This window comes from Bradyrhizobium altum, assembly GCF_020889705.1.
Taxonomy (GTDB): domain Bacteria; phylum Pseudomonadota; class Alphaproteobacteria; order Rhizobiales; family Xanthobacteraceae; genus Bradyrhizobium; species Bradyrhizobium altum.
On the sequence record NZ_JACMYP010000115.1, the window covers coordinates 12,291 to 27,123 of the forward strand.

The 14,833-nt window shown below is 63.9% G+C and carries 21 protein-coding genes and 1 riboswitch; of the genes, 15 read left to right on the top strand and 6 right to left on the bottom strand.

The genetic code is table 11. The features are described 5' to 3' along the window. Positions 1-295 precede the first annotated feature (295 nt). A complete protein-coding gene (locus H8B02_RS25450; RefSeq protein ID WP_229168784.1) occupies positions 296-1,279 on the top strand; it encodes a hypothetical protein in 984 nt (327 codons plus the stop codon). Positions 1,280-1,300: 21 nt separating this feature from the next. Here H8B02_RS25450 and H8B02_RS25455 read toward each other — a convergent pair whose 3' ends face one another. Beyond that, positions 1,301-1,666 (bottom strand): methylamine utilization protein, encoded by a 366-nt coding sequence (locus H8B02_RS25455; protein ID WP_229168785.1) that lies wholly within the window; start codon positions 1,664-1,666, stop codon positions 1,301-1,303. Between the two features lie 215 nt (positions 1,667-1,881). Here H8B02_RS25455 and H8B02_RS25460 point away from each other — a divergent pair, with 215 nt between their 5' ends. After that, positions 1,882-4,791, top strand: coding sequence for an EAL domain-containing protein (locus H8B02_RS25460; RefSeq protein WP_229168786.1), 2,910 nt, complete (start codon positions 1,882-1,884; stop codon positions 4,789-4,791). 59 nt (positions 4,792-4,850) lie between these two features. On the opposite strand, the gene H8B02_RS25465 is transcribed toward H8B02_RS25460, so the two are convergent. The 3 genes from H8B02_RS25465 to H8B02_RS25475 all read right to left on the bottom strand — a co-directional run bounded on the left by H8B02_RS25465 (position 4,851) and on the right by H8B02_RS25475 (position 6,131). Next, entirely contained in the window at positions 4,851-5,297 is a 447-nt protein-coding gene (locus H8B02_RS25465) for a YdeI/OmpD-associated family protein (protein ID WP_229168787.1), read from the bottom strand. Between the two features lie 82 nt (positions 5,298-5,379). Then, on the bottom strand, positions 5,380-5,928 hold the full coding sequence (locus H8B02_RS25470) for a sigma-70 family RNA polymerase sigma factor (RefSeq protein ID WP_092118964.1): 549 nt from the start codon (positions 5,926-5,928) through the stop codon (positions 5,380-5,382). Further along, positions 5,928-6,131 carry a NepR family anti-sigma factor gene (locus H8B02_RS25475; protein ID WP_018269610.1) on the bottom strand — a complete coding sequence of 68 codons (204 nt, stop codon included), beginning with the start codon at positions 6,129-6,131 and terminating at the stop codon, positions 5,928-5,930. The genes H8B02_RS25470 and H8B02_RS25475 overlap by 1 nt, the downstream gene beginning before the upstream one ends. A gap of 265 nt (positions 6,132-6,396) precedes the next feature. Between H8B02_RS25475 and H8B02_RS25480 the strand changes: the two genes are divergently transcribed. Continuing rightward, a complete protein-coding gene (locus tag H8B02_RS25480; RefSeq protein ID WP_229168788.1) occupies positions 6,397-7,209 on the top strand; it encodes a response regulator in 813 nt (270 codons plus the stop codon). A gap of 95 nt (positions 7,210-7,304) precedes the next feature. Here H8B02_RS25480 and H8B02_RS25485 read toward each other — a convergent pair whose 3' ends face one another. Continuing rightward, positions 7,305-8,516: a cytochrome P450 gene (locus tag H8B02_RS25485; RefSeq protein WP_229168789.1), complete on the bottom strand. Its 1,212-nt coding sequence runs from the start codon at positions 8,514-8,516 to the stop codon at positions 7,305-7,307. Between the two features lie 113 nt (positions 8,517-8,629). Here H8B02_RS25485 and H8B02_RS25490 point away from each other — a divergent pair, with 113 nt between their 5' ends. Further along, positions 8,630-9,355: a TetR/AcrR family transcriptional regulator gene (locus tag H8B02_RS25490; protein WP_229168790.1), complete on the top strand. Its 726-nt coding sequence runs from the start codon at positions 8,630-8,632 to the stop codon at positions 9,353-9,355. A gap of 145 nt (positions 9,356-9,500) precedes the next feature. Beyond that, positions 9,501-9,641 carry a hypothetical protein gene (locus H8B02_RS25495; RefSeq protein WP_173643732.1) on the top strand — a complete coding sequence of 47 codons (141 nt, stop codon included), beginning with the start codon at positions 9,501-9,503 and terminating at the stop codon, positions 9,639-9,641. Between the two features lie 26 nt (positions 9,642-9,667). Here H8B02_RS25495 and H8B02_RS25500 read toward each other — a convergent pair whose 3' ends face one another. Continuing rightward, complete coding sequence (locus H8B02_RS25500; RefSeq protein WP_229168791.1) at positions 9,668-9,910, bottom strand: hypothetical protein; 243 nt, start codon at positions 9,908-9,910, stop codon at positions 9,668-9,670. A 179-nt stretch (positions 9,911-10,089) separates the two neighbouring features. Between H8B02_RS25500 and H8B02_RS25505 the strand changes: the two genes are divergently transcribed. From H8B02_RS25505 to H8B02_RS25545, 10 genes are all read left to right on the top strand, one after another. After that, positions 10,090-10,257 (top strand): hypothetical protein, encoded by a 168-nt coding sequence (locus tag H8B02_RS25505; RefSeq protein WP_229168792.1) that lies wholly within the window; start codon positions 10,090-10,092, stop codon positions 10,255-10,257. 37 nt (positions 10,258-10,294) lie between these two features. Continuing rightward, on the top strand, positions 10,295-10,417 hold the full coding sequence (locus tag H8B02_RS48130; RefSeq protein WP_283842239.1) for a hypothetical protein: 123 nt from the start codon (positions 10,295-10,297) through the stop codon (positions 10,415-10,417). A 57-nt stretch (positions 10,418-10,474) separates the two neighbouring features. After that, positions 10,475-10,535: riboswitch (Fluoride riboswitch) on the top strand. A 70-nt stretch (positions 10,536-10,605) separates the two neighbouring features. Further along, positions 10,606-10,779: a hypothetical protein gene (locus tag H8B02_RS25510; protein ID WP_229168793.1), complete on the top strand. Its 174-nt coding sequence runs from the start codon at positions 10,606-10,608 to the stop codon at positions 10,777-10,779. Continuing rightward, positions 10,776-11,162, top strand: coding sequence for a fluoride efflux transporter CrcB (crcB, locus tag H8B02_RS25515; RefSeq protein ID WP_229168794.1), 387 nt, complete (start codon positions 10,776-10,778; stop codon positions 11,160-11,162). The genes H8B02_RS25510 and crcB overlap by 4 nt, the downstream gene beginning before the upstream one ends. Before the next feature lie 169 nt (positions 11,163-11,331). Then, positions 11,332-11,553: a hypothetical protein gene (locus H8B02_RS25520; protein WP_092118943.1), complete on the top strand. Its 222-nt coding sequence runs from the start codon at positions 11,332-11,334 to the stop codon at positions 11,551-11,553. A 195-nt stretch (positions 11,554-11,748) separates the two neighbouring features. Next, complete coding sequence (locus tag H8B02_RS25525; protein WP_229168795.1) at positions 11,749-12,429, top strand: transglutaminase-like domain-containing protein; 681 nt, start codon at positions 11,749-11,751, stop codon at positions 12,427-12,429. Positions 12,430-12,506: 77 nt separating this feature from the next. Continuing rightward, positions 12,507-13,433: a DMT family transporter gene (locus H8B02_RS25530; RefSeq protein ID WP_229168796.1), complete on the top strand. Its 927-nt coding sequence runs from the start codon at positions 12,507-12,509 to the stop codon at positions 13,431-13,433. A gap of 82 nt (positions 13,434-13,515) precedes the next feature. Continuing rightward, entirely contained in the window at positions 13,516-13,695 is a 180-nt protein-coding gene (locus H8B02_RS25535) for a hypothetical protein (protein WP_212314197.1), read from the top strand. Positions 13,696-13,830: 135 nt separating this feature from the next. After that, entirely contained in the window at positions 13,831-14,004 is a 174-nt protein-coding gene (locus H8B02_RS25540) for a hypothetical protein (protein WP_176528905.1), read from the top strand. A 341-nt stretch (positions 14,005-14,345) separates the two neighbouring features. Then, a complete protein-coding gene (locus H8B02_RS25545) occupies positions 14,346-14,738 on the top strand; it encodes a hypothetical protein (protein ID WP_229168797.1) in 393 nt (130 codons plus the stop codon). The last annotated feature ends 95 nt before the right edge of the window (positions 14,739-14,833 follow it).

Consider the following 14,833-nt stretch of genomic DNA (forward strand, 5'->3'; position numbering starts at 1 on the left):
CCGATCCGATTTGTCCGGATTTCACTACGACAGTTGAATTGAGCCCCCGTGCCGGAATTAGCTAAAATTCGATGGAACTGCCCGGAAAAGATGCAATGAGGGACGGGTTGGGGCCGCAATTAACCACAATGCAACCAGCGGATGTCCAGAGGCAGGCGCAAAGCGTAAAATTTGATATAAGTTAAACAAGTCCTTAAGCGTATGTGTGTGGGCGGTTGGTTCAATGTTTAGTGGGCGGGAGCGAGATGCCGCGTCGGCTGTGCGCTCCTTTTTCGCCACGTGCCTTGCAGCGGTTTTGTTTTGCGTCGTGGCCGCGCGCAGTGCCGAGGCACATGTCAAATGGTTTTGCGCTTACGATGTCGCCGGTCAGCCCCGCGGACTCGAGAATGTCCTGTGCCTCGATTTTGAACTGCTGCTCGGCGTCGCCGTCTTCTGGCTGTTTGCAGGCTGCCTGATCGAGCCGACGTCGCTCGGCGATGCGACCATTCGCGTGCTGGACCGCATTACCGAGGGACTTCGGCTGCACACCGAACTGATGATGCGCGCCGTCTGCGCGTTCTTCTTCATCTCGATCTGGGCCGTGGGCGGGATCCTGCTGACCCCCGAGTTGAAGACGTCGTCACCGCTCGTGGGCGCGTTGCAGCTCGCCATCGCCGCCGGCATGCTGTCGCGGCGCACGCTGCCGCTGTCGGCCGTGGGGATGGCGATCCTGTTCGGCATCGGTGTCCGCGATTACGGCGTCTTCCATCTTGCCGACTACCCGATTTTTCTCGGCGTTGCCGCCTATTTTGCGCTGATCGGGCTGAACAAGGATCTGTTCGGAATCCGGCCGATCGACGTGATGCGGTACGCCGCGGCGGTGACGCTGATGTGGGCCTCGATCGAAAAATGGGCCTATCCGGAATGGAGCTTTCCGCTCCTGATCGAGCATACCGGGATGACCCTCGGCTTCGACAATGAGTTCTACATGCGCGCTGCGGGCATGGTGGAATTCACGCTCGCCTTTGCCCTGATCTGGACGCCGCTGATCCGGCGCTGCGCCGCCGCCGTGCTGGCTGGGATGTTCATCAGCGCGTGCTTCGAATTCGGCAAGATCGACACCATCGGACACTCGGCGATCATCGCCGTGCTGTTTGCGATTCTCGCCGACAACAAGGTGTTGCCGCGCGATCGTCGCGCGCCGTGGCTTGCCCCGGTCGCGCTCTGCGCCGCGCTGTCGCTGACGCTGTTCGTCTACTATTTCGGCCACGCCGCGATCTTCAAGACCTCAGTCCTGTAGATCGTTGATCCCCGAGGGGGACTATTTGGCGACATGGACCGCGAGCTTCATCTTCGGATGAATGCCGCACAGCACGGTGTAGTCGCCGGGTACGGAAAATGTGACGTCGAACTTGCTGCCAGGCTGCTGGTCGCCCGAGTCGAAACTGAACGTATCGGTGCTCAAATAAGCGTGATGCAGCAGTTCGCCGTCATCGTTAATGAATCGTAAAATCTCGCCGCGCTTGATTGATATCTCTGCGGGCTTGAATTCGCGATCCTTCTGCGAAATGACGTATGGCGCCGCACCCAGAGCGGCGCCGGCTAACGCTCCCGTGACAATCGCGGCCACTAAAGGCACGCCTCCGGACCGGCCGAGGCGCAGGATGCGCAACAAGCCTGACTGCATGAGACCCCCGCTTGGAATTCCGACGCCGGCCAATCTAGCGTGCAAATGATGCGTCCCGCGTTTACCTGTAAGGGTGATTATCGCCAGCTGATCTTAACGATTTCAGCATGAGTTGCAGTCACTACTAAAGCAATTTTGAACAGACAGTCATTTTTCCGCAAGCGCTGCGCGTTTCTGCGTAGCTTGAACATCGAGCACTACGGCGAAACGCGGGTATGGATAGCCTATTAGGCAACCTCAAGGTAAAGAGCGGTGCAGCCTTTCGGCTCGCGACCGGCGGCCTGTCGCGTCTTGCCCTGACCACAGGTTCGATCCGCACCCAGATTCTGATTTTTTGCCTCGCGATGAGCGCCGTTGCCGTCGCGCTCGGCGGATACTCCATCCTTGGCATCCGCCATGCCGGCGATCTGGTGGCCAAGACGTTCGACGAATCCCTGATGTCGATCAATTACGCCCGCGCGGCCGGTGCGGACTTCGCCACAATGCGGGTCGCGTCGTCGCAGCGTCTTTTGACCACAGATCCGGAAATTCGCGCCAGCCTCGACAGCCAGATTGAAAAGCTCGCCAAGACGCTTTCGGAAGACCTGACGATCGCCGCCGACCGCTCGCAGTCCTCGCGCGCCGCGCAAGCCGCGGCAAAGGTTCAGGAAGCCGCCGACGCCTGGATGGCGCTGCATCGCCGGGCGATCGGATCGTCGATCGAGGGGAATTCGGCGGCTGATCCGCATGCATCGGGGACGACGGTCGGCGATGTCGATCGCTACTCCAAGATCGTCAGCCAGCAGGTCGAGCTGCTGGTCAACTACACCGCCGGCGACGGCTTTCTGTTCCGGCAAAAGGCGCTCTCGACGATCAAGCGGGATCTGCAGCTCAACGTCGCCGGGCTGACCGTCGCGCTGTTCCTGTCGGCGCTGTTCTCGTGGGTGTTGGCACGCCGGATTATCGGGCCCGTCGCCATTGCATCGCGGGCCGCGCGGAGCATCGCCGGCGGCGACCTCGACGCGACCGTCCCCAAGGGCGGCACCGACGAGCTCGGCACGCTGCTGACCGCCATGGAAACCATGCGCGACAACATCAGGCGGATGGTCGATCAGGAGGTCTCGCAACGCCGCTCCGCGCAGGCGCGGCTTTCCGATGCGCTCGAAACGTCGCACGAAGGCGTCGTGCTGCTCGATGCGGATGGCCAGATCGCGCTGGCCAACTCGCGCGCCAGCGAATTCATCCGTCTCTCGCCGCAGCTTCTGCAGTCGGATCGGCTCGATGCGCCCAGCCTGGCGCCGGCCGACAGTGACTTCGATGGCTTCGCGAGCGAGGCGCAGCTTTCCGACGGGCGCTGGCTGCGTGTCAGCCGCAGCGAGACGCAGGAGGGCGGCGTCGTTCTCGTTTACAGCGACATCTCCGCGTTGAAGCAGCAGAAGGCCGAGCTGCATGAAACCAATCTGCGGCTCGACGCGGCGCTCACGCACATGTCGCAAGGGCTGTGCCTGTACAACAGCGAGGCGCGGCTGCAGGTCGCCAACCGCAGGTTCTGCGAGATCTTCGATATTTCGCCGGAGCTCGTCGTTCCCGGAATGACCATGGAGGACGTGCTCGGCCTCAGCGTCGCCGCCGACAATCACGGTGACCAGACCGTCGCCGACCTGCTGGCGGAACGCGAGCGATCGATGGCCCAGCACGAGGGCAACTATCTGCAGCATCTCAGCGATGGACGGATCATTGCCATCGCGCAACGGCCGACATCCGACGGCGGCTGGCTCGTCACCTGCGAGGATGTCACCGAACAGCAGCGGGCCGAGTCGCAGATCGCGTTCATGGCCCGGCACGATGCCCTGACCAGGCTGCCGAACCGGACGCTGCTGGCCGAACGGATCGAGCTGGCGGTCGCTCAGGTCGGCCGTGGATCCGGCTTCGCGGTGTTCTGCCTCGATCTCGATAATTTCAAGCAGGTCAACGATACGCTCGGGCATCCGGTCGGCGACGAACTGCTGTGTGCGGTCGCCGACCGCCTCAACGCCTGCGTCCGCGAGGTCGATACCGTCGCGCGCCTGGGCGGCGACGAGTTCGCGGTCATCCAGTGTGGCGTCCAGGCCGGAGAGGAGGCCGAGCGCCTCGCCCGCCGCATCGTGGAATGCGTCGGCGCTCCGTACGAGCTGAATGGGCATCGTGTCGTGGTCGGATGCAGCGTCGGCATCTCGATGTCGCCGGTCGACGGCAGCACCGGAGAGAAGCTCCTGAAGAACGCCGACGTCGCTCTGTACCGCGCCAAGATGGAAGGTCGGGGTACCTGGCGCTTCTTCGAGCCCGCGATGGACGCCAGCCTGCAGCGGCGCCGGGCGATCGAGCTCGATCTCCGCGAAGCGATGGCCAAGGACGAGTTCTCGTTGTACTACCAGCCGCTTTACGATCTCCATCTCGACCGCATCTGCGGCTTCGAGGCGCTGCTGCGCTGGCATCACCCGAAGCGGGGAATGGTGGCGCCAGACCAGTTCATCCCGATCGCCGAAGAGATCGGCCTGATCGGCCCGTTGGGAGAATGGGTGCTCAATCGCGCTTGCGAGCAAGCCGTCACCTGGCCCAGCGAGATGAAGCTCGCGGTCAACGTCTCCGCGGTTCAGTTTCGCGACCCCGACTTCATCGACGTCGTCGTCAACGCGCTCACGGCGTCGAAATTGTCGCCGCGTCGGCTGGAGCTCGAAATCACCGAGTCCGTCTTCCTCGCGAACAGCAGCGAGACGCTTGCAACGCTGCACAAGCTGAAGGCGTCGGGATTGCGCATTGCGCTGGACGATTTCGGCACCGGTTATTCGTCGCTGAGCTATCTGCGCAGTTTCCCGTTCGACAAGCTCAAGATCGACAAATCCTTCGTGCGCGACGCGACCGCGACGCATGGATCGAAATCGATCGTGCGCGCCGTCATCAGTCTTGGCAGGAGCCTCGGCATGACCACGATCGCCGAAGGCATCGAGACCGTCGAGCAGCTGGACCACATGCGGGCCGAGGGCTGCAACGAGGCCCAGGGCTTCCTGTTCAGTCATCCGGTCCCGGTGACCGAGATCGCGGGCAAGATCCTCGAATTGAGAAACGGCTTCAAGCCGACTGCCGTCAAGCAGGCAATGGCGGGCTGATGGCGCGATCGTCGCGCAATGCGGCAGATCACGCAGCAGCGAGCGCCAGGGAAAACGCTCTAGTTTGACGATGATCGATCGAGACGGGCGACGGTCTGCTCGATCCGGCGTGCGCGCGTCTCCGGCTTCTTGGCTTCGGTGATCGCCTCGACGTATTCTCGCTGGTGCGAGTAGCTGAGCTGATCCCAGCGGGCCCGCGCAGCGGGGGTGAGCGCCTTGTCCAGGTCGGGCGGGATGTCGACAGTGCGTTTCTCGGCATCGAGTTCGAGCGTGACGTGCAATGTCTCGCCGCCCGTTAGGCCCGCCGCCTCGCGGTTGCTCTTTCGCAAGGGAATGCAGACCTGCCCGCCCATCGAGGCGATGGTGCTTCGATAGGTGTAGCCGTTCAGCGTGACCAGAACCGGAGCGAGAACCTTCCCGAAAACAACCTTCGGATCGAACGTCACCGGTATGAAGCAGGCGCTGCCCTCCAGGACGATGGTGGCTTCAAACGTCTTCCTGGTCATGCTGCGCGATACCGTTGTGGAACATCGCCGAATGAAAAAGGCGGCCCAGCGGGCCGCCCTTCCGTTCTAGCATCGCGCTTGTCTAGCCGCCATTGCCGCCGATCACGGCGCGCACGGTGTTGTCGGGGCCGAAATCCTCGGCGCTGTCGACATAGAGCAGCGCGGAGAGCTTCGATCGCGCGCGGTTGACGCGGCTCTTGATGGTGCCGACCGCGCAGCCGCAGATCGCCGCGGCATCCTCGTAGGAGAAGCCGGAGGCGCCAACCAGGATCAGCGCCTCGCGCTGGTCCTGCGGCAGCTTTTCGAGCGCCGCGCGGAATTCCTCGAACTCCAGATGCGCTGTCTGCGACGGCTGGCTCTTCAGCGTCTTGGCATAATTGCCCTCGGCATCCTCCACCTCGCGCCGCCGCTTCCGGTAGTCGGAGCGAAACAGGTTGCGCAGGATCGTGAACAACCACGCGGGCAGGTTCGAGCCGGGCTGGAATGAGTCGATATTGGCGATCGCGCGCAGCAGGGTCTCCTGCACCAGATCGTCGGCACGGTCGCCATTACCGGACAGCGAGATCGCGAACGCGCGCAGGCTCGGGACCGACGCCAGGATGTCGTCGCGAAGTTCATTGGTGAGAGGCATTAGTCCCCTCCATTGTTCTTGTCAGTATCGCCCCCGGCCACGGCCGCCGCGGCAGCCTCGGGTCCGTCGAGTTTGCGGATCAGCTCCGCAAAGCGGTCGGGCACCCCCTGCCGCACCACGTCGTCGTACATGGCGCGAAGCTGGTGGCCGATTCTCGATTGAATCTCGGCGTTGAGACCGCCCTGCTTCTTTACTTCCTTCATGATGTGATCCACGCTTCCCCGGGAGTGAAGTCTCTGATTTTCAAGTCGATTCCTCGAAAAAAGAGGCTGGCCGCGTTGCCTCGTCGGTCAGGAGCTAATGCAAAGTTGCGCAGAAAGTTCCGGAAGGCTGGAACTATTTCGTGGAACTTTTCCGGCGCTCGCGCGTAGTCGGGCATGCAGGGGAACCGGGGGCGCCCCAAAATGGTACGCCGCCCCAGAGTAGGGTTTCAGGCCGGTTGGCCTCACGAACAAGGATGGAGTGGGAATGTCCCGATCACAGATCGTTGCCGAACACCTTCCGCTGCTGCGCCGTTATGCGCGCGCACTGACCGGAAACCAGGCGTCCGGGGACGCCTATGTCGGGGCCATGCTCGAGGCCCTGTTGCAGGACGGATCATTGCTGGACCAGAGCCACGGTCCGCGCGCCGGGCTGTTTCGGCTGTTCACCCAGATCTGGAATTCGGTGTCGGTGAACAACAACGACAATGCCGATGTGACGACGCTCTCGCTGCCGCCGGAGCGCCGGCTCTCCAACATCACGCCACTGCCTCGACAGGCCTTCCTGCTGCTTTCGCTGGAAGGCTTCTCGGAGGAGGAGGTCGGCTACATTCTCGGCACCGACATTGCAGAGACCCGCAAGCTGACCGATGCCGCCGGCCGCGAGATGGCCGCCGAGATCGCGACCGACGTCCTGATCATCGAGGACGAGACGTTCATCGCGATGGACCTCGAGAGCCTGGTGAAGAATCTCGGCCACAACGTCATCGGCGTCGCGCGTACCCATTCCGATGCGGTGGCGCTCGCCAAGAACAAGAAGCCCGGCCTGATCCTCGCCGACATCCAGCTCGCCGACGGCTCGTCCGGCCTCGATGCGGTCAACGAGCTGCTGCGCACGTTCGAGGTGCCGGTGGTGTTCATCACGGCCTATCCCGAGCGCTTCCTGACCGGCGAACGGCCGGAGCCGGCGTTCCTGATCTCGAAGCCGTTCCAGCCCGCAATGGTGTCGGCGGTGGCGAGCCAGGCGCTGTTCTTCCAGCGCAACTCGCGCAACCGCACGCCGCGCGCGGCGTCGGCATGAGCTGAGTTTACGCAAGAGGGCAAAGTGCAAGCCGGTGTATCGAAAGGTACGCCGGCTTTTTCTTGAGCAAGGCTGCGTGGCGCGCGATGTCGAAGCTACTTGCGGGTGACGTGCACCGGCATCGTGCTGAGCGCGCGCAGACCCGAGCTGTCGCGGAAGGCGACCGGACCCGCAATGTCGAACTGCTTCACGCGGCTCGCGAGCGCTGCGATCACGGCCTCCGCCTCCAGCCGCGCCACCATCTGCCCGACACAGCCGTGGATGCCGACGCCGAAGCCCATGTGTCCGGACAGCCGCCGTTTGATGTCGAACTGGTCGGGATGCTCCCAGCGCGTCGCGTCGCGGTTGGCGGAGGCGAGCAGCAGCAGCACCTTCTCGTGCTTGCCGATCCCAACGCCCGCGATCTCGGTGTCATGCGGCGTGGTGCGGAACACGAACGGCGCCGGTGAATCGAAGCGCAGCGTTTCGTCGAACGCCGCGCGCGACAGCGACGGGTCGGCAGCGAGCAATGCCCATTGCTTCGGATGGCGCGCAAGCGTGTACAGCGCCATGCCGATCGCGCTGATCGTGGTGTCGAGCCCGGCCGAGAGCAGCGAACGCACCAGCAGCGGAGCTTCCTCCGCGCTGATCTCGCCGGTGTCGGCCGCCTCGTAGACTTGCGCGCCAAAACTGCCCGGCCGCAGCGCCTCGCGCCGGCAGCGCGCCGCCACCCAGGGCAGCACGCGCGGCGCCTCTTTCATCAGGTCGCGGAAATAGTCGTTCTCGGGCCCGAAGCCGGCGAACACCATCGCGCCATAGGTCAGGAAGTTCTCGCGGCCCTCCTGGTCGATGCCGAGCGCGTCGGGAAACACGCTGACCGGAAATACCTCCGCGATGTCCTGGATCGCATCGAACGATCCGTGTTCGACCAGCCCGTCGATCAGCCGTGTTGCCGTGGCCTTGAAATCATCGGCGAGCCGTCGCATCCCGCCAGGTGAGAGGATCCGCGCCAGCACCGCGCGGGTCCGCGTATGCAGCGGCGGATCGGCTTCCAGCACGATGCTCGGCGGCCGCCACGGCTTGTCCTTGAAGTGGTTCGCAAGCCCGGCGCCGCCGGCGTTGCTGAAATTGACATGGTCTCCGAAGATCGTCTTGACCTCGGCAAAGCGCGGCACCGCCCAGATGTCATATTTGGTCAGGCGAACGACCGGCGCCGCGGCACGCAGCGCCGCATAGGTGCCGTAGGGATCGGCCCGCGTCGCCGGGCTGAACGGATCGAAATCGCTGCGGACGATTTCTCCGGCGAGGGGGCTCGCAAGGGCGCTCATTGCATCCTCCCGTTTTATAATCAGTTAATTGACCATAGTCAATTAACTCGGCTATGGCAAGGGGGAGCCCCGTTTCGATTCCATCGGAGCGGAAAAGGCTCTAGGAGACGGCGATGTCGATCGAGGAGCGATCCAGCAAGGGTGCGCGGCGCTTTCAGCGCAGGGCGCGTCAGGAGGCCGACAAGGAGGCGCTGAAGGCGTTGATCCTCGAGACCGCGCGCAAGGAGTTCGCCGCCGGCACGCTCGAGACCGTCTCGATCCAGAAGATCGCCGATGCGATCGGCTATTCGAAGGGCACCGTCCTCAAATATTATCCGACCAAGCTGTTGCTGCTGCTCGCGGTGAAGCAGCAGAATCTCGAGGCGGTTGCCGAACGGCTCGAATGGGTCCGCGCGCAGACGGCCGACAGCGATGCGCGGCTGCGGCGGGTGATGGAAACCTATCTCGACTACTGGGCCGACAATCCCGATCACTTCCGCTCGCTGTTCTCGATGTCCGGCACGGTCGAGGACCGCCGTTTTCCCGACGGCGTCTATTTCGGCGAGACCGAGATCGCCCGCCGCAGCTACGAGCTGTTCGTGATCTCAGTGCGGGAGTATCTCGCGGCGCATGGCGCCGAGCCGGCGTCCGGCCTGCCGCCGCGGCTCGCAACCGCCCTGCTTGCGGCCGTGCACGGCGTGATCGCGCTCGCGCTCGGCACGCCGACCATGAAACTGCCCGACATGCGCGGCACCGGCCGTCTCCTCATCGCAAGCCTGATCGATGCCTGGACAAGCAAGCTTGCCGCCGCGCGGAAAAGCGAGGGCTGGCCGCGGGTCTCGATCGGCACCTTTGCCTGACGGAGAGGTATCGGAAGGGTTGCGCGAGATCGGCGCGATGGCGCTGACGCTTGGCGGCGTGACGCTGGCGCTGCAGCGGGCGTGAGAAGGCGGCCGAGGGAACCGACGTTCACGCGACGCGTTCTCCTGAAAAGGGAGCTTGGCCATGCGCAAGGCGATCGCGCGGCTTGATGCGGAGCAGAAGGCGCAGCTGCTTTATCTCGCAGATCTCGGTACGGCGATGTTCACCTCGGCGCTTGTGGTCTGCACGCTGAAAGCGGTCGTGGACCTCTTCGTCGCCGGCTGAACCGCCGCATCAGCGCCAACGCCCCGTCACTCCTGTTGCGGCGCGTCCCCTTGGGTGTGGCCATCCGGCCCCCGGTTAAACACCCCATACTCGCTCGACTTCACCCCGGCCCCTCCATCGACACCGTTGCCGGCCAGACCGAGCCTGAGCAGCTCGCGCACCGCCGCGGCACGGGTTGGCATGCGGTGCCTGAAGCGGAAATCGTCGAGAGCCGATAATTCTTCAGGGGAGAGCATGACTTGAAGACGTTCAGCGCGAAGCTCATTCATCGCAAATCGCCCAAAATTAGTTAGTTGAGTAAGTTGCTAAACGAACCAATTCGCGGTGGGTTCCACAGCTTGAGATAAAAGCGCCGATTGAGTAAGTTAATCAAATAAAATCAATAGCTTACAAGAAAAACTAAGGGAACGATCCGGCTGCCCCTCCGTTGTCTGGCGGGAGTGACGCCATGACCAACCACGTCAAGCTGCCCCGCAAGCTGTCCGAGGAGCCGGAACCGCGGCGCCCGAGCCACGCTCGGGTGATCGATCAACTGGACCGCTGGGCCAACAGTCCCGGTCTGCAACCGCCAAGGGTGAGTGATGCAGAAGACGATTCGGAAGCGGAAGCGATCTGAACCCCACACCTTCGAACAGCGCCTCGAAGAACACCGGGTGCGGCTCGAGAGCGAGCTCGCGGAATTGCCGCGCGGCGCCAAGCGCGAACAGATCGCCGCGCGGATTGAGCAGCTGCGGACCGCCGTCGAGCTGAACGCGATGCTGTCGATGAGCGAGTGAACCAACACCGGCGCGGGACGCCCACTTGCTCCCGCTGCTCCGTTTGCCTACCATCCCTGCGTTGATGGGGATGGAGTCCCCCGATAAGCGCCGCAAGGCTGATGACTCCTACCGGGCGCGACAGCTTCGGTAGGAGCATACGCCACCGCCGATCCGCAGCGTGCCCCGCGAATGAGAAGGGGCAGAGCATGACGGGTCTTCCCGGGTCACTCTCAATCGCATTGTCGCTGGTCGGGTCGATCTGGCTCGTCGGTGTCGTCGCCCTGCTGGTCGGCGCCTCGGGCGAGCTGATCGCCGCGACCTTCGTTGTTGGGCTTATGACAGGCGTCGCCGAGTGGCAGGGCGGAAAGGCAGAATCTTGAGCGTTCAGTTGTTGGCGGCGGTCGCGATCGGCGGTTTGCTGGGATCGGTCGCGCGCTATCTGGTGGCGGTCGGCGCGGGACGCCTGGTCGGCACCGGATTTCCCTGGGGCACGCTGGTGATCAATATCGTGGGCTCGTTCCTGATCGGCGTCTTCGCGGAGTCCTTCGCGCTGACCTGGAATGTCAGCCAGGCGGTGCGGGTGTTTCTCACCGTCGGCATCTGCGGCGGCTTCACCACCTTCTCGACCTTTTCGCTCGATGCGATCGTGTTGATGCAACGGGGCGAGCTATGGCCGGCCGCTGCCTACATCGCGGCCTCCGTTGCGCTCTCGATCCTCGCGCTGTTCGCCGGCCTGCTGCTGGTGCGGGCGTTCGCGGCCTAGACAGTCGAACGGCGGCCGGCGCGCGGATAGTCATTCAGTCCGCGCGGGCACCGTTCCAAAAAAGTGAAGGGCTGGAGGTATCGTCTGCCGCCGGAATCCTTGGCGCGCGCGGGGGCAGCCGGTAGGATGGAACCCGGATCGTGGTCAGGGATCAAGGAAAGACTGGGGAATGAAGCATGTCGACGTCGCGGTGATTGCTGCCACGCTGTGGCTGCTGGCGTCGATGGTGCTGGACATCCTGACGCCGAAGTCGATCACCGCGCTGATGATCGCCGCCGCGCTCGCCCCGCCGTTCCTGATCGGGATCGGCATCCATTTCGCACGCGAATATTTCAAGGCCAAGCGGCGCAGCTACCGGCCGCCGCAGTGGGACGAACGCTTCAGGAACTAGAGTGTTTTCGAGCGAAGCCTGTCCCGCGCTCGATGCGGGATGGCCGCCGGTTCGCGTCAAGAAAACGCGTCAAAACTGCAATCCGGAGCCCCGTTCCGATTCAATCGGAACGGAAGAGAGCTATGGCGGGGCAGGGCTGCAAGAAGGCTGCACCCGCCGCATTGAACTGCCCACATGGCTTGCTAAGGTTGCGCCATGACCGAGCACCTCCCCGATACGATCAGCCGCCTTTACACCGACCCCGGCGAATATGTCGACAGCGACCATCCCGCCGTCGAGGCGTTCGCCCGCGCAGCCGTGGCGGCCGACGCCAGCGCGCGCGACAAGGCCAGCCGGCTCTACACCGCGGTACGTGACGGCATCCGCTACAACCCCTATGTCAGCATGCGCTCGCCCGAGAGCTACCGGGCCTCCAGCGTGCTCGCCGCCGGCAACGGCTACTGCGTCGGCAAGGCAGCGCTCTATGCCGCGGCCTGCCGCGTCCACGGCATCCCGGCCCGGGTCGGCTTCGCCGACGTCCGCAACCATCTCACCACCGAGAAGCTGCGCCAGAGCATGGGGTCGGACCTGTTCACCTGGCACGGCTTCACCGAAGTGTTCGTCGACGGCGCCTGGCGCAAGGCGACCCCGACCTTCAACGACACGCTGTGCGCCAAGCTCGGCGTCAAGCCGCTCGATTTCGACGGCCATTCGGATGCGCTGCTGCACTCGTTCGATGGCACGGGGCGCGCCTACATGCAGTATATCAACGACCACGGCACCTATCACGACGTTCCCGCCAAATTCCTGATGCGCGAGATGGCGCGCGAATACGCCAACATGCAGGGCGAGGATATGTCCGGCCGCGACATGGAGCGCGAGGCGGCGGAGCAATAGCGCGGGCGTGCCGCGGCAAGTGGCGCGCTGACGGAAGCCGTCCTGGCTGTACGTGCACCGGCTGAGGGGGCGGTGTCATGGATGCAGAGCTGCCGAAAGGTCAGGTCGGCCGCCCGGCCCCGGGCTGGGAGGACGCGGTCGCGCTGACCGGGTTCATCCTGGTCGCGGTCGGGCAGGCGTCCAATCAGGTGCTGGCGCGCGGCTTGGCCGGCTCGGTGCCGCCGTTCTCGCTGGCCTTCTTCCGCTGGAGCATTATCGCCATCGGTGTTGCGCCGTTTGCGATCGCGGCAATCCGGGACGGCAAGATCCCGCTGGCGCAGAATCTTTGGCCGATCTTCGCCGCGGGCTTCCTCGGCATGTTCCTGTGCGGCGGCCCGGTCTACATCGCCGGCATCACCACCACCGCGATCCATATCGCACTGATCTTCGCGCTGTCGCCGATCATGGTGCTGTTGATCTCGGCCGCGCTCGGCATCGAGCATATCGGTCCGCTGCAATGGCTGGGCACGGCGCTGGCGCTCGCCGGTGCGCTTTTGATCGTCTCGGGCGGGCATCTGGAAACGCTGACGCAATCGAGCGCGGCTTGGGGCGATCTCCTGGTGGTGTGCGCGATGCTCGGCTGGTCCGGCTATACGCTGGTGCAATCGCGCGTCGCGCCGCGCGCCTCGCTGCTGGCGCGGGTCAGCCTGTTCTCGGCGGCCGGCGCGCTGTGCTCGCTGCCGCCCGCGCTCCTGGAGATGTGGGCCACGCCGGCGGAGGTTTTCAACGTCAGGGCGTTCGAGGCCTATGTCTTCGCCGGCCTCGTCCCAGGCCTGATCGCCTATGCCGGCTTCGCCTGGCTCGGCGCAAGGTTCGGCTCGGTGCGGACGTCGCTCGTGCTCTACGTCGCGCCGATCGCAAGCGCGCTGCTGTCCTGGATCATCCTTGGCGAGCCGCCGAAGCTGATCCACCTGGTTGGCGGCTTGCTGATCCTCGGCGGCGTCTGGGCGAGCCTGCGCAAATAAATCCAGCTCCTTCCGGGGTGCAACCTTTTCCGGCCTCGTGCGTTGAATCCAGCGTTGATTCAAGAACTTAGTTGGAGGCCGTATGAATCTTACTCCCCAGCAGCGCAAGGTTCGTAGCGAGCAGCGTCAGCAAGACGCATCGCAGGCGATGAAGGAGCACCTCGCCCACGAGAAGGCGTTCTACAACAACTTCCACCGCCTCAAGGCCGAGCGGCAGGCGCGTGAAGCCGCGGAATCACGGAAGCCATCCGCTGCGAAATAAGCGCAGTGAGCCGCATCCATCGTCCGGATTGCACGGATCTGACAGACCGAGAAGCCGAAGCGAGGGGGCGAGCGCAAGCGAGTTCGCCCCAATGACGCGATGAGATGAAATCTCCAGGCTTATGGAGGACGTCAGATGTATTTTGCCGATAAGAAAACGGTCACCTGCAAATGCGGCGAGCCCTTGAGCGAATTGATGCTCGTCGACGACCAGACGACTGGAATCAAGTTTCACGTCGGTCGTTGCCTGTCATGCCGTGAAGTGACGGTCGTTCGATCCCAGGACATGCCATCGAACGATAATGCCTGAAGCAGACAGTCCTCTCGCTCGGCGGAAGGACCGCTCCTTCAGCGCCGGGCTTCAATTGCGACGGCTGAGTGACAGGCCGGCTGACGCATCGTTCGCGGCACGGCCGAAAAAAGAGCAGGGCGCGACCGGCATCACCACGGTCGCGCCCTACGTCGCCGGTCAATGGGGCAGGGGGAATAACCGGCTCCTCCAATGACTCGCAGACCCCCGGACTCGTTCCGCGCGAATCAAAATTTTTCGTACACGGTTAAGTGATGGCCGGACGCGAGAACCTCACAGGTTTCGCTCGCGTTGTGTCCGTGATCGCCAACGGGAATTTCCATGGGGCGAGGGACATCACCATGTCAAAGATTCAAAAGGGAATTTTCGCTGCGTTGGCGGCTGGGTTGACGCTTGGCGCGGTCCAGCTCGCGTCCGGCCATGATCTCATTGGCGGGCAGCAGGTCACCACCCAATTGGCGCCGGAGAGCGCGGTCAATCGCGCCGCCAAGACCGATCGTGCCGCGGTTCCGATGACCGGCCTGCCGAGCCGGACCGTCGCGCTGAAGCTCGATCGGCTTCCCGATACGTCGGTCCTGGTCCGTGTTCCCGTGGCGCGGGAAGAGGCCCGCAATCATCCCGCAGCGCCGGCGCGTGCGCGCCCCGGCGACACACGCAAGGTGGCCTGCGAGCCCGTGGTCAGCGTCCTGACCGAAGTGGCCAAGCTGCTGCAGCCCGGCCGCTGCGTGACCTGAGCACCCCTTGACGTGACCTCAGCACCCCTGAACGGTGTTATCGCCCGGCTTGACCCTACGATATGCACACATCTCCAAACGAGGCCCTTGCGGAG